A 14,153-nucleotide genomic window follows, 5' to 3' on the forward strand; every position below is an offset into this window, starting at 1 on the left:
TGCGCGGACCGGCCCCTATTCGTGGCCGGGAAGGGGGGAGCGCAGCGTCTCGAGGATGCGGCAGGTCCGGTCGAGTTCGTCCCGGAGACGGGGGGCGGTCTCGGCCAGTGAGGCCGGGTCTCCAGCCCTGGCGTGCTCCTCAAGCTCGTGGCAGCAGGCGGCGAGGCTGTGGGCCCCGATGTTGCCTGCGGCGCCTTTGATGCTGTGGGCCTGGTTCGCGATCCCCGGGGCGTCGTGGCGGTCGAGCGCGTGGACGAGCGCACGGGCCATCTCGGGGGCGCGGGCGAGGAAGTGGTCCACCAGCCGGTCCACCAGCGCCTGCTCGGCCGGCGTCCCATCGCCGCGCAACTCGTCGAGCCGCTGTTCGACGGAGCCGCGCAGGCCCTCGTCGTCCGCCTGAGGGCGGTCCGGGTGGACCCAGCGGTCGAGGGCTTGCTCCAGCTTCCGGGCGGTGACGGGTTTGGCGATGTAGTCGTCCATGCCCGCGGCCAGGCAGCGGTCCCGGTCTTCGGCGAGGGCGCCGGCGGTCATGGCGATCACCGGCAGGTGACGGCCGCCCTCCCGTTCCCGGCGGCGCAGTTCCCGGGTGGCGCTGTAGCCGTCCATTCGGGGCATCTGGCAGTCCATCAACACGGCCTGATAGCTGTGCTCCCCGGCCATGTCCAAGGCCTGAACGCCGTCGACGGCGGTGTCCGCGCTGTAACCGAGCCGGGTGAGCAGGCCCTGGGCGACCATCTGGTTGACCTCGTTGTCCTCGACCAGCAGGACATGGCCGCGGTGAGCGGTCGGGGACGGGGTGGGCGCCGCCGTTGCCGGGGTGGCTGTCTGCCCTGTCCGGCCGGTGAGTCCGACCAGTGCGTCCATGAGTTCGGATCCCTGGACGGGCTTGGACAGGCTGCGGGCGATCCCGGCCGCCTGGAGTTCGGCGGCGGACAGCGGGCTGCCGGACATGAGCAACAGCAGCCGGGTGGGGGCGAGACTGTGGTCGGTGGTGATACGGCGGGCGAGTTCCAGGCCGTCCATGTCGGGCATGGCCATGTCGAGGACGGCCAGCGGGAAGGGACGGCCGGCGGCCACCGCCTCGTGCAGGACCACCAGGGCCTGGGGGCCGCCGGCGACCGTGGTGGGCCGCATGCGCCATCTGCGCAGCTGGGAGTCGAGGATCAGCCGGTTGGTCTCGTTGTCGTCGACGACGAGGACCCGCTGCCCGCGCAGGACGTCGGGTTGCGGCGGGGCCGGCGGCGGCTCGGGGGTGCCGGGTGCGCGCACGGGCACGGTGAAGGAGAACGTGCTGCCCTCGCCGTACCGGCTGGTGACCTCGATGGAGCCGCCCATGGCCTCGGTGAGCCTGCGGCAGATGGCCAGCCCCAGACCGGTGCCTCCGTAGCGCCGGGTGGTGGAGGCGTCCGCCTGGGAGAAGGCGTCGAACATCCGCTCCTGATCGTCCTCGGCTATGCCGATGCCGGTGTCAGCCACCTCGAAGTGCAGCCACGGCACATGCTCCGCGGGCGGCCGGGAGGGGGCCGGGCGGGCGCGCAGCACCACCTCGCCGGATTCGGTGAACTTCACGGCGTTGGAGGCCAGGTTCAGCAGGATCTGCCGCAGCCGGCCGGCGTCCCCGAGCACCAGGGCGGGCAGTTCCGGATCGCAGTCACCGAGGAGTTCCAGGCCATGGGCCTGTGAGGTCTGTGCCACCAGCGCGATGACCTCCTCCACCAGCGCCTGCGGGCTGAAGGCGACCTCGTCGAGTTCGAGTCTGCCCGCCTCCAGCTTGGAGAAGTCCAGGATGTCGTTGATCAGCGACAGCAGTGCCGTGCCGGCCGCCTGGATGCCCTCCGCGTAGCGGCGCTGCTCCGCGTCCAGCGCGGTGCCCAGCAGCAGGTTGCTCAGTCCGATGACCCCGTTCATGGGGGTGCGGATCTCGTGGCTCACGGAGGCCACGAACCGCGATTTCGCCCGGCACGCGGCGATCGCCTGGTCGCGTGCCTCCGCCAGAGCGGCCTCGGTCTGCTTGCGCTCGCTGACGTCCCGGACGAAGGCGTTGAAGCACCGCGCCTTCGCCGACTTCAGTCGCCACACCGCCAGTTCGACCGGGATCTCGTGGCCGTCACGGTGCAGGGCGGTCAACTCGACCTGCCGGCCCAGCACGTGGGACTGCGCTCCCGCCAGCACCCGTTGCAGGCCGGCCTCGTGCGCGGCGCGGTACCGCTCGGGAATGATCGTCTCGGTCAGCGGACGGCCCATCGCCTCGTGGTGGGTGAACCCGAACAGCCGCTCGGCGCTCTGGTTCCAGTCGATCACCAGGCCGTCCTCGTCGATGGAGACGAAGGCGTCGCGCGCGGTGTCGATGACCGAGCGCGCCTGTTCCTGCAGCAATCGCAGGGCTTCCGCACGGCGCCGCTGGCCCTCCGCCTCCCGGATGAACCCCCGCACCTCCAGCGGCTCGCCCGCGGCGTCCCGCACCACCCAGGACGTCGTCTCCGTCCAGATCCAGTGCTGGTCGGCATGGCGCAGGCGCAGACACACCACCACGCGGCCGCCCCGGAACAGGTCCCGCTCGGCCCACTCGAACTCCTCCACGTCGCCCGGATGCACCCAGGAGCCCGCCGACGTCCCCACGATCCGCTCGGTCGGTCGCCCGAGCAATGTCTGCCCCGGGGCGGACACCTCCAGGTAGACGCCCTCGATCGTCCGGCGGTAGACCATGTCCGCGGAGTTCTTCAGCAGGAGACGGAAGCGCTCCTCGTCGTCTGACGCGTACTGCCGTGGCGTGGCCGTGGGTTCCAGTTCCATCGTGCGCCTCCGCATGCCGGGCACGACCACAGGGCGTGGTCGGGATCACCGGCGGATGCTCGTGACCACGAGGGCCGCACACTCACCCAGTGGTGCTGACGCCGGCACACCCACGGGCCAACAGTGGTCATGACGGAGATCGGGCGGCCTGCGAATCGGACATCTCCAGCGAAGAATGAACGACTGAAGATCGCAAATCGAGGTACTGAGGACAGGGCCACTTCAACCGCGGTGGCGTGCTGCACCGACACGTCCGGTTCGGCGCGCCACCGAACCGGACGAGGTCGTCATCGACCGGTCCGCCGCCCACGTGCGGGATGCGCCGTCCGCGGCCGCTCCGGCCCCGGTGGTCCCCCCCCCGAATGACCCCGGTCGGTGTGCCGGCGGCCCGGTGCGGGGCGACACTGGGCGCATGCCGGGATGCGCCGAGGACCATCCACGGGCCGCTGCCGGGCCCGCCGCTGTCCGCCACCCGCGTGTGCGCGTCGCCGGTGACCGTCGCGGTGGTGGTCGCGCACGGGAGGGGGAGCAGCCGTGCTGCCCGGATTCCTGATCAGGGTCATGGATGTGCTGCTCGGCCGGGAGGGCCGCTCACTGCACCTGAAGGCCGCGGGCGGTGCCACGGCAGTCCTGGCGATCACGATGCTGACCGGTTCGTGGGCGGTGGTGGCCGCCGAAGAGGGCGCGCGCAACGCGAATCTGACGACGTACCCGAGGGCGCTCTGGTGGTCTGTCGAGACGGCCACCACGGTGGGCTACGGGGATTTCTACCCGGTGACGCCATGGGGCCGGGTCATCGGCGCGGTCGTGATGGTCGTCGGCATCACCACGTACGGCATCGTCACCGCGGCCCTGGCGACCTGGTTCGTGGGCCGGGAGGACAGGCGGCGCAGGCGCATGGCCCGGAGCGTGGAGGAGGCCGTGCACAAGCTGTCCGACGAGACCGCGAACGCGCTGCACGAACGCTTCGACCGCGTCGAGCGGATGCTCAGTACGAAGGGAGAACCGGAGGCAGGCGCCGGATGAGTTACGGCCGCCCTGAAGGGGAAGGGTGAACCCGCAGGCCGGACGGCGTCCGCGGGGTGTCGGCGGGCGTGTCCGACCCGGTGACCGCCCGGCCCGGCTGCCCGCCGGCACCGCCGGGCGGGGCCGACGGTTCCCCGCAGAGACAACCGAAGCGTCGGTCGGGCGGGCAGCCGGATGCCCGGGTGAGGCCGTGCCCGATCACCACTGTCGGGCGCAGGGCTGTCGGTGGAACGCCGGTCGGGCGTAGAACGGGCTGGAGCGCAGGAGTTCGTCGTGGGTACCCGTCGAGCGGACGAGGCCGTCCTTTCGACCTCCGGGGAGAAGGAGCACAGGGCGGCCTCGGGGCGGCCGGGGAGTCAGCGCGCCGACCACGGTGGTGGGCCCGGTGAGGGCGATCCGGACGGTCATGGCTCGGTCCGGGTCCGCGGCTCCGCCCGCGTGGTCGCCGTGCGCGGCCGGTGTGAACGCCCCGCCGGCGATGCCGGTGTACAGGGCCGGCGCACGGAACAGGTGCTCGTGCAGAGGGTGAGGACCCGGGACAGGCGACCCACCCGGTGGAGGAAGCCGGCGAGAAGCAACATGCCCATGTCGGTGAATCGACCGGGACGGCCTGTTGACCGCTCCTGTCTCAGGCCCGTTCCGTCGGTTCGGCGAGCCGGCGGGCGGGCAGGGTGGCCGAGGGAATCGGGTGCCCGTCTTGCGCGGTGCCGTGCAACCGCCGCAGGTACTGCTCCCGGGGCACGAGAACACCGCCCAGAGCGCGCACGTGCGGGCTGTCGCGCTGCGCGTCGAGCAGCACCCCGCCGGCCTGTTCGAAGCGGACCGCGAGGTCCGCCACCGCGACCTTCGAGGCATCGGGGCGGTGGAAGAACATGGAGTCCATGCTGAACACGGACCCGATGCGTACGCCGAAGACACCACCGACCAGCTCACCGCCCTCCCACACCTCGACGCTGTGCGCGTGGCCCTGATCGTGCAGCCGCACCAGGCTCGCGACCAGTTCTTCGGTGAGCCACAGCGGGGTCCGGTCGGCGCGGCACGCACGGACGACCTCCTCGAACCGCCGGTCCAGGCTGGTCGACCACGGCAGTCGGTTGCGCAGCCGCCGTGCGAGGCTTCGGCTGATGTGCCTGGCCGTGACCGGTACCACCGGCCTGGGATCGGGCGACCACCAGGAGACGGCGTACGGATCGGCCGTATCGTCCCCCACGACCGCGATGGCACCCTCCTCGACCAGGTCCGCGAAAGCCACCTCGTTGAGGGCGTGCGCGTATTCGTCGGACACGGGGAACGGATAGACACCGGCTCGGTAGGCGGCCAGCAGGCTCGTGGGACCGAGGTCGGAGGAGAAGGCCACCGGGCCGTCGGGGGCCGCCGACGACACGTCCAGCGACTCCCAGCCGGGACACCGGCTCACCACCGTGGCGCTCCCTGCCCCTGGCTGTCCGCCGGCCGTACGAAGTCCGCCTCCTGCAGGTAGTCGAGGTGACGGTCCATCATCGCTGCGTCGACCGGGGGAACCTCGACGCCGGCGTTCTGCAGCGCCCGCTGCACATTGTCGCGCGTGAACTCCGGGAAGACGCCCTGGAAGTACATCTCGCTCACCGTGATGTCGGCGCGGTGGCACCGGTCGACGAAGAGCGGGACGAAGGGGGTGAGCGGGTCGGTGGGATGCCCGGCCGCGTACGTCACCAGCGAGTCGACCCACTCGGCGTAGGGGATCTCCTGCACCGGGTGGCCCCGGTGGCGCAGCCGTTCGGCGAGCGAGTGCAGCAGCGTGGGACGGGGATTGGTGAGATGGTAGACCTCGCCGCGAGCGGGCAGGTGGGTGGAGATGTGCCCGATGGCACGGGCCATCTGGTCGCCCGGCAGGAAGTCCAGCGGCAGCCGCACGTCGGGGCACAGCCCGGTCCGCGCGATGAAGCCGATGAGGGCGGCCATCTCGCTGCTGGTGTTCATCACGCCCGTTCCGCTGCCGCCCGTGATGTCCATCAGGCGGTAGACGGCGACCGGCAGGCCCGCGTCGGCCGCTTTCTTCAGCAGGGCCTCCGCGACCCACTTGGTCTCCACGTATCCCACCGAGAGATAGTCGGGGTGGCGCAGCGGAGTGCTCTCCGTCACCTCGCGCACCCCGGCCGGCCCGAACCCGGCGATCACCGCCATGCTGGAGGTGAAGTGGACGGGGACGCCCCGGCCGGCGGCCAGACGGATGATCTCGTAGGTTCCGTCGACATTGGCCGGGCGCAACTCATGGTACGGGTAGACGAAGTTGACCTGACCGCCGAAGTGGTAGACGGCGTCGACGGTGGATCCCAGCTCCTCGAACCGGCCGGGGGACAGCCCCAGATCCGGCTTGCTCAGATCGCCGACGACCACCTGGACGCGTTCGCTGGTCAGCGCGCTGTGGACGTAGCGCTGGTGGCTCGCCCGGATCCGGTCCAGGCCGTGCTGCTCGTCGGAGGCCCTGACCAGGCAGAGGATCCGTCCCGTCGTGCGGCGGAGCAGTTCGCCGATCATGTAGGCGCCGCAGAACCCCGTGGCTCCCGTGAGCAGGAGGTCACCGGGGCGGCCGGGGCCGGGAGCCGGCGCGACACGTGCGAGTGCCGGGAACGGCCGGTCGCCCTCGGCGGTGAAGTCCACGCCCACCCCGTCCGCACGGGCCAGTGTGCCGGCCCGCGCCCGGCGCACCGACTCCGCGAACGCGGCGAGCGTCGGATACCGCAGCAGGGAATGCGTCAGGTCGCGGATCTGTGAGACGCCGATACCGAACATGACCCGGGTCCGGGCGAGCATCTCCATGGCCAGTAGCGAGTTGCCGCCCAGCTCGAAGAAGTCGTCGTGCGGACGGACGTGGTCCACGTCCAGGATCTGGCCCCACAACCGGGCCATCCCCTGCGACACCGGACGGTCGTCGGCGGGTGCGGTCTTCGAGGTGGCCCTGGTCTGCGACACCGCCTTGCGGTCGAGCTTTCCACTGGGTGCGACGGGCAGCCGCTCCACCGCGTGGAAGGCCGCCGGGACCATGTACCCGGGCAGGGACTCGGCGAGCGCCGACCGCAGCCGTGCCCGCAGCTCCGTATCGTCGCCGGTCGGTGACGCGGCGGGCGTGTAGTACGCCACGAGGTCCCGTTCGCCGTTGTCGTGCACCCGGGGCACCACCATGGCCTGGCCGATCTCCGGGCGGGAGACGAGCGCCGCCTCGATCTCGGCCGGGTCGACCCGGAACCCGCGGATCTTCATCTGGTCGTCGATCCGGCCTAGGATCTCCAGGTTGCCGTCCGGGCGCAGACGACCCAGGTCCCCGGTGTGGTACATACGGTCGCCGGGAGCGAAACCGTACGGGTCCGGCAGGAACTGCTGTGCCGTCAGGACCGGCTCTTGCCGGATGCCGCGGGCCAGCGCACGGCCGCCGATGTAGATCTCGCCGCGCTCGCCCGGGGGCACCGGACGCAGTTCGCGGTCCAGCACATGGACGAGACTGCCTTCGAGGGGTCTGCCGACCGGGGCGACGGCCGTGTCCGTCGCGGCGAGCACCTGCTCGTCCAGGTCGCACAGGGTGGAGGTGATGGTGGTCTCGGTGAGGCCGTAGGCGTTGACCAGCCGCACGCCGGGGATCCGGTGCAGTATGGCGCGGCAGTCCTTCGCGGTGACGATCTCTCCGCCGACGACGGCGAGCCGCAGCGAGGCGAGGTTCCGGCCGCCGCCGGCGACGGAGATCATGCGGTGCCAGTAGGAGGGGGTCAGGTCGGCGACGGTGATCCCGTACTCCGGGAGGCGGTGCAGCAGATCGGTGGGCGCCCAGGTCCGGGCGCCCGCGAGGACGAGCGCCGCGCCGCTGATCAGGGGCGCGAAGATCTGTTCCAACGCGGTGTCGAAGCCGAGTGCGGCGGCGTTGAGCACCCGGTCGCCGGGCGCCAGCCGGTAGGCCCGGGCCGCCGCACTGAGGGAGTGGGCCAGCGACCGGTGGGTGACCAGCACGCCCTTGGGGGGCCCGGTGGATCCGGAGGTGTAGATCACGTAGGCGAGGTCGTCCGGCCGGGGGCCGTACTCCGGCAGCCGCGGCTTGCGCGGTGCCGTGCGGGGGGCGGGGCCACCGGCGTGGACGACGCGGGCCCGGCAGTCACCGAACAGCCGGGCGTGTTCGCGGCTCGAGACGATGAGGCGTGATCCGGTCTCCGTGACCAGCGCGGTCATCCGCTGTCGCGGCGTCGCCGGGTCGAGGAGGAGGAACGCCCCGCCGGAGTTCAGCACCGCCAGCAGCGTCACGACCAGTTCGGGAACGCGGTCGAGGCACACGGTGACGACGTCCTCCCCGCCGACGCCGGACTTTCGCAGGTCGTCGGCGAGCCGGTCGGCGCGGTCGGTGAGCTCGGAGTAGCTCAGGCGGCCCTCGTCCGAGAGCACCGCGAGAGCGGACGGAGCGCGCCTGGCCTGCTCGCGCACCAGCTCGGGGACGGCGTCCGGCCCGGGATCCACCACGGGCAGCCGCTCGTCGCGGGCGCTCGCCGGCCGCATGTCGGTCCATCGGCGGTCGACCAGGTTCGCGCACGAGGCAGCGGGCGCGGGCCCGCCGATCAGCTGCCACCCGGCCGGAACCCGTTGACCGGCGGGCCAGATCGCGTACTGGTCCTCGTCGTTGCGCAGCACGAGGCACAGCGCTGCGGGCTCCCGCGACGGCAGATCACGTTGCGTCACCTTGGGTCTCCTGCCTCGCGCGGCGCCCTGCGGAGCAGGGCGTGTGCCGGTCACGGAAGCGGGCTACCGTCACCGCTTCCTCTCCACGGGCGCCTCGGGCACGCCGGCCAGACGGCCGAGCGGCGGCGCGAGGACGAGCTGTCCCGCCTCCTCGGCGCTGACCGGTTCGGCGAACAGGTACCCCTGGCCGAACCGGCAGCCCATGGCGATCAGCGACTCCTGCTGCCTCACGTCCTCCACTCCTTCGGCGATCACCGTGAGACCGAGTGTGTCCGCGAGATGAGTGATGCCCTCGACCAGGGCGTACTGTTCGGGAGAGCGCCCGAGTTCGTCGATGAAGGACTTGTCGATCTTGAGTATCGAGATCGGGAACTCACGCAGATAGCTCAGCGACGAGTAACCCGTTCCGAAGTCGTCGATGGCGATCCGGACACCCAGTTCGGTGAGCGCACTCATCTCCGCCAGGATACGGTCGTCGTTGTACATCAACAAACTCTCGGTCAGTTCCAGTACGAGGGACGACGGTCTGATGTCGGAAAGGTCCAGGGCGCGGCGGACCACGTTGTAGAACTCGGTGTCCCGGAACTGACGCGGTGACACGTTGACGCTGACGTAGGGCGCGTGACGGTCGGCCGGCCCCCGGCGGCCGACGGTCTTACGCCACCGGACGGCCTCACCGGCGGCCTGATCGAGCACCCAGGCACCCAGCGGGACGATCTGCCCGCTCTCCTCGGCCAGCGTGATGAACTGCTCCGGCAGCACCATGCCGCGGGTGGAGTGCGGCCAGCGCACGAGCGCCTCGTAGCCGGCGATCCGGCCGCTGGTCAGCTCCACGATCGGCTGGTACAGCACCATGAAGGACGTCTCGATGGACGAATTGTCCAGGCCCTCCTGCAGCATGGCCCGCTCGGCCATGCCCCGCTGCAGGTCCGGGTGGTAGCGGCGCCACTGGCGTTTGCCCGCCGTCTTCGCCGCGTACAGCGCGAGATCGGCGTGCGAGAGCAGTTCGACCGCGTCGATGCTGTCCTCCGTCGTGGCGACGCCGACGCTGGCGTACGTGCTCACCGGCCCCACGCTCAGCCGGAACGGCTCGGCGAACACGCTCATCACGTGCTCGGTGAACCGTTCCACGCCCTCGGGCCCGATGGAGCCCTCCACCAGGAGGGCGAACTCGTCGCCGCCGATGCGCGCGGCGGTGTCGGAGGCGCGGACCGTGGTCTGCAGCCGCAGCGACAGCGCGACCAGGAGTTCGTCGCCCACGCTGTGGCCGTTCATGTCGTTGACGACCTTGAAGTCGTCCACGTCGACGAAGAGCACGCCGACCACCGTGCCGTCACGCTGGGCCTGTATCAGGGCGTGGTTGACCCGCTCCTGGAAGAGCACGCGGTTGGCCAGGCCGGTGAGTGAGTCGTGGAAGGCCTGGTGGGTGAGTTCGCGTTCCAGCTTGCGCTGCTCGGTCACGTCCCGCAGGGTCAGCACCACCCCGCCCACGGTCGCCTCCTCGCGCAGGTCGCTCCACCGCACCTCGACCTCGATGGACGTCCGGTCGACACGGAGCATGCGCCAGTGCTCGCGTCGGGCCTGGTACTCGTGGCTGCGGATCCGGCCGAGCGTCTCGACCACCGCGCGGCTGTCCTGCGGCGGCACCAGATCGACGAACTGGGTTCCCTCCAGGTCGGGAACGCCCAGCATCTGGTCGGCGGACGGGCTGGCGTAGTGGACGCGGTCGTGGTCGTCGAGGATCAGGATGACGTCGGAGGCGTTCTGGACGAGGGTGCGGAAGTAGGCCTCGCTGTTGCGCCGGTTGACCTCCTGGGCGAGGGCGACCCGGGTCACCGTGAGCGCCGTCTGCGCGGCCAGGGTCGCCAGGGCGTCGCGAAGCACCAGCAGGTTCCGTTCGGCGCCGGCCACCATCAGCGCCCCGATGAGCGGACCGGCCGAGGGGTGGTTCTGCGAGGTGAGCGGGCACACCATCACGGGGCCGGTGTGCGGCGGCCCGTCGTCCGGGCCCGCGAGACGGGCGGCGAGATCGGGTCCGACACCGTCGAGGGCCACCAGCCGGTTGTCACCGGACGCGGTGAGTTCCCGTACCGCCGCGGTCACCCGCACGGGCACGGCCTCGGGCGCGGCGTCGTGCACCCCGTTCACCCAGAGGGTGTCGTCCGGCATGGTGAGCAGCGCCGAGCGGGGCATGTTGTTCGGCATCAGCTTCGTCACCGTGGAGTGGACGACGCGGGCCACGTCCCGCAGGTCGCCCGCTCCGCCCAGCTGCGACACCGCTCTGCGCAGCACCTTCTCCCGGCCGAGTGCCTGGCGGTGGGTCGCCGCCACGCCCGCCAGCCGGTACAGCACAAGGACGAAGAGCACCGCTGAGAACACCCCGATGACACCGACGTTGTTGTGCGCACCGCGCACCGCGTCGGTGATCAGGATGGCCGGCGCGATCAGTGACGCCAGGGTGAGCAGGCTGAGTCTGCCCAAGCTGGTGTCCGTGTGCCATTCCGCCGCCGGCTGGGTGAGGGTCCGCATGGACGGATCCAGCGCGGCGGCAGCCCAGAAGCCGTAGAGGACGGCCCAGCCGAGTTCGACCGCGCTGCCCGGGCGCCAGGTCCCGTGCAGCTGGATCAGGCCGTAGAGCACGTCGGCGGTGAGCAGGCCGACGGTGCCCACGGTGAGCAGTACCAGCGCGCGGCTCTTTCGCCCGCGGCCGGCGAGCAGACGCAGCAGCATCGCCAGGACGAGGATGTCACCGAGCGGATAGGCGATGGAGAATGCCTTCTGGACCCAGGTGAGCCCCGGGGCCTGGGCGAACGGCACGATGAGAATGAGCCACGACAGCAGTGCCAACCCGGCGGTCAGCGTCAGCGCGTCCACGAGGCTCGCCCGGTCCCGCAGACCCGTGCGCCAGCGGACGAATCCCAGCAGGCCGGCCGCATAGAGCGGATATGCGGCGAGATAGAAACCGTCGGCGACCGACGGAAAGGGGGGCTGGTCCTCCATTTCGAGGAGAATGATCTGGGCCGCCTCGCCCGAGGCGAAGACGAGGTTTCCCAAGGCGAGCATCAGCCAGGGCAGCCGGTGCGAAGGTCGGTTGAGCCGGACACCCAGAAGAATTCCGACGACACCGGTCGCCCCGATGGCGACGAAGATCATCCGTTGTTCGGGATAGAGGTAGTAGAACCCGGTCAGTACGACGATGCACGCACTCACGACGGTCAACGCGGTGTGGCTGCGCTGTCGTGTGTCCAACCCGACTCACCTCCTGGGAGGGCCACGCGTAGGGTCCGACCGAGCGGGCGAACGGCACCGGACAACGGCGGAGAAACCCTTGGGATCGGGACTGAGATAAGGAGCTTCCTCGGACGCTGGGCTCCCGGCCCCGGGCCGGGGTGTACCAGCTCCTCGCCGAGGCGTCGACGTATCTTCATTCAGCTTACCCGGGTGGCCAATTACCGCACGCTCACAAGGACATCCCCCGGGGGGATGCGGCGCTTCGTGCGGCAATGAAGCACGCGGAACCCGGGAAATCGGCCGCCTTCGGCGCCGCTGGCCCCGCAGCCGTGGTCCAGCGGCCGTCACCGTGCCGTACGGTCGTGCGCGGTGAAACGGTCGAGCAGCGCGTCCAGACCTGCTGTCAGGCCCTCGGCCCCGCCGCGCTCGGCAAGGGCCGGGGCGGTTCGGCGCAGCCGTGGAAGTGCCTGCGGCGGAATGCGGTGCAGTCCGAGGCGGAACGCCGGGTCGGACTCCTCGGGGTTGTCCACCATGGGCTGCAGTTCCACGGACACGTACCCCAGGAGCCAGGCGGTGAAGGCCCGGAAGGCCGCGGAGGCGTCCGCCTCGTCGAACCCGGCCTCCGCCAGCAGGGCGAGCACGCGCTCGTGGTGCCTGAGGACGGCCGCCGGCCGGCGCGCCAGGGGAACGGCCAGCATGCGGGTGGCCAGCAGCGGCACCGCCTGAGGATGCGTGAGACAGACGTCGTACATCGTCCGCGCGACGCGGTGCAGGCCGCTGCGCCACGCGGGCGCCGCGTCCGCCGCAGGGCCACCCGGCTCGGCAGCCAGCCGTTCCTCCAGTTCGAGGTGGAGCGCCTCCACCAGGCCGTCCAGAAGGGCGTCCTTGCTCGACGCGTACCGGTAGAGTGCCATGGCCTCCACGCCGAGCTCGCCGCCCAGGCGGCGCATGCTCAGGGCGCCCAGGCCTTCCCGGTCCACCAGCTCGAGCGCACTGGCCAGTACGCGTTCGCGGCTCAGCTGGCCGTAGCGGCCGCGGTCGCTGGCGTGGCGCGTCGGCCCGGCGCCCAACGGTTCGTCCATCGCGCTGTCTCCTTGGCGCTGGATGAGTCGGCAGGACAGCGGATACAATGTAAATATACGCGTTCACCCCCCTCTTCGGCGCTCTCCGGCACGGAAGAGTACTCAGGACGCGAACAGCCCTGATCGGCTGGAATGCCCTTCTCGTCCGCCCGGGCTACGCTCCTTGCGTGGAGGCAGTCGCACCGGCCCGTGGGCCCGGACTGCGCGGGCCCCGGCCTCCGGCAGGCAGGAGAAGGCCGTGAACGCACCCGCTGTGCTCCTGACGGACACGTCCGCCGGGCCCATGCGCGTGACCACTCCGGCGCCCCGGGAGACCTGGTGGCGGTTCGTGGACCAGGACCCGGCGACCAAGGTCTCCCAGACCCCCGCCTGGCTCGACTGCGTCCGTGCCGGCGGGCCGTACGAGGACACCAGCCGCCTGTACGAGTTCGAGGGGGGCGACCGGATGGTGCTCCCGCTGGTGTCCCGGCGCCGGCGCCCGCGATGGCTGGAGACGGAGGAATCCTGGCCGGGTGAGTGGGGCGTGGGCGGTCCCGTGGCCCCGGGGAGCATCGGCCCGCAGCAGGCCCGGGCGGTGTTCGACGACCTGGCGCGGCGACCGGCCCTGCGCGTCGGCCTGCGGCTGCGCCCCGAGGACGCCGCGACGTGGGCACACGCCGTGCCGGCGGGCTTCCGGGAGGATCTGCACACGGTCCATGTTCTCGATCTGGACGGCGGGTTCGGCGCGGTCTGGGAGCGGCGCTTCCGCCAGAGGATGCGGCGCGCCGTCCGCCGGGCCGAGCGCTCGGACGTCGAGGTGGAAGTGGACCGCACCGGCCGTCTGGTCCCGGAGTTCTACACGCTGTTCGAGCAGTCGATCGAACGCTGGGCGGCCCGGCAGCACGAGCCGATGGCGCTCGCCCGGTGGCGCAGAACGCGCGCCTTCCCCAGGAAGCGCGTGGAGACGGTTGCCGACCGGCTGGGGGAGGCGTGCGCGATCTGGGTGGCCCGGCACGCCGGGGAGCCCGCCGCGGCGATCGTCGTCCTGCGCCACGGAACGCACGCCAAGCTGTGGCACGCGGCCATGAACAGGGATCTGGCCCATCCGGTCCGGGCCACCCCCCTGCTCCACGCGCTGGCGATCGAGGACGCGTGCGCGGCGGGCTGCCGGGAGTACGACCTGGGCGGGTCCCGCCAGGGTGCGTCCCTGGCCCGGTTCAAGGACGGCTTCGGAGCGGATGTCGTCGCATCTCCCCGCTACTACCGGGAACGGCTTCCCGTCTCCGCCGTCGACCGCGGCCTGCGGAAGGCCGTCAAGCGCGTGATCGGCTTCCAGGGCTGACCCGC

General features: G+C 71.4%; 7 protein-coding genes. 2 read left to right on the forward strand and 5 right to left on the reverse strand.

Annotated elements, in window-relative coordinates; translation table 11 throughout:
* Positions 1-15 precede the first annotated feature (15 nt).
* Positions 16-2,793, reverse strand: coding sequence for a response regulator (locus JS756_RS29720; RefSeq protein WP_205386344.1), 2,778 nt, complete (start codon positions 2,791-2,793; stop codon positions 16-18).
* A gap of 534 nt (positions 2,794-3,327) precedes the next feature.
* On the opposite strand from JS756_RS29720, the gene JS756_RS29725 reads away from it, so the two are divergent.
* The gene (locus tag JS756_RS29725) at positions 3,328-3,819 is read left to right on the forward strand and encodes a potassium channel family protein (RefSeq protein ID WP_307791209.1); all 492 of its coding nucleotides are present in this window, start codon (positions 3,328-3,330) and stop codon (positions 3,817-3,819) included.
* 628 nt (positions 3,820-4,447) lie between these two features.
* On the opposite strand, the gene JS756_RS29730 is transcribed toward JS756_RS29725, so the two are convergent.
* From JS756_RS29730 to JS756_RS29745, 4 genes are all read right to left on the reverse strand, one after another.
* The gene (locus JS756_RS29730) at positions 4,448-5,236 is read right to left on the reverse strand and encodes a leucyl/phenylalanyl-tRNA--protein transferase (RefSeq protein ID WP_307791211.1); all 789 of its coding nucleotides are present in this window, start codon (positions 5,234-5,236) and stop codon (positions 4,448-4,450) included.
* The gene (locus JS756_RS29735) at positions 5,233-8,514 is read right to left on the reverse strand and encodes an amino acid adenylation domain-containing protein (protein ID WP_205386346.1); all 3,282 of its coding nucleotides are present in this window, start codon (positions 8,512-8,514) and stop codon (positions 5,233-5,235) included. Before JS756_RS29735 ends, JS756_RS29730 begins: the two co-directional genes overlap by 4 nt.
* 69 nt (positions 8,515-8,583) lie before the next feature.
* Complete coding sequence (locus JS756_RS29740; RefSeq protein WP_205386347.1) at positions 8,584-11,763, reverse strand: putative bifunctional diguanylate cyclase/phosphodiesterase; 3,180 nt, start codon at positions 11,761-11,763, stop codon at positions 8,584-8,586.
* A 326-nt stretch (positions 11,764-12,089) separates the two neighbouring features.
* Entirely contained in the window at positions 12,090-12,827 is a 738-nt protein-coding gene (locus tag JS756_RS29745; protein WP_205386348.1) for a TetR/AcrR family transcriptional regulator, read from the reverse strand.
* Positions 12,828-13,065: 238 nt separating this feature from the next.
* Here JS756_RS29745 and JS756_RS37665 point away from each other — a divergent pair, with 238 nt between their 5' ends.
* Positions 13,066-14,148, forward strand: coding sequence for a GNAT family N-acetyltransferase (locus tag JS756_RS37665; protein WP_205386349.1), 1,083 nt, complete (start codon positions 13,066-13,068; stop codon positions 14,146-14,148).
* Positions 14,149-14,153: the final 5 nt, after the last annotated feature.

The sequence above is a fragment of the Streptomyces actuosus genome (assembly GCF_016921115.1).
Classification (GTDB): domain Bacteria; phylum Actinomycetota; class Actinomycetes; order Streptomycetales; family Streptomycetaceae; genus Streptomyces; species Streptomyces actuosus_A.

Excerpts from the sequence above, each read along its gene's own strand:
- JS756_RS29720 (WP_205386344.1), bottom strand. The coding sequence starts at position 2,793 with ATGGAACTGGAACCCACGGCCACGCCACGGCAGTACGCGTCAGACGAC.
- JS756_RS29745 (WP_205386348.1), bottom strand. The coding sequence starts at position 12,827 with ATGGACGAACCGTTGGGCGCCGGGCCGACGCGCCACGCCAGCGACCGC.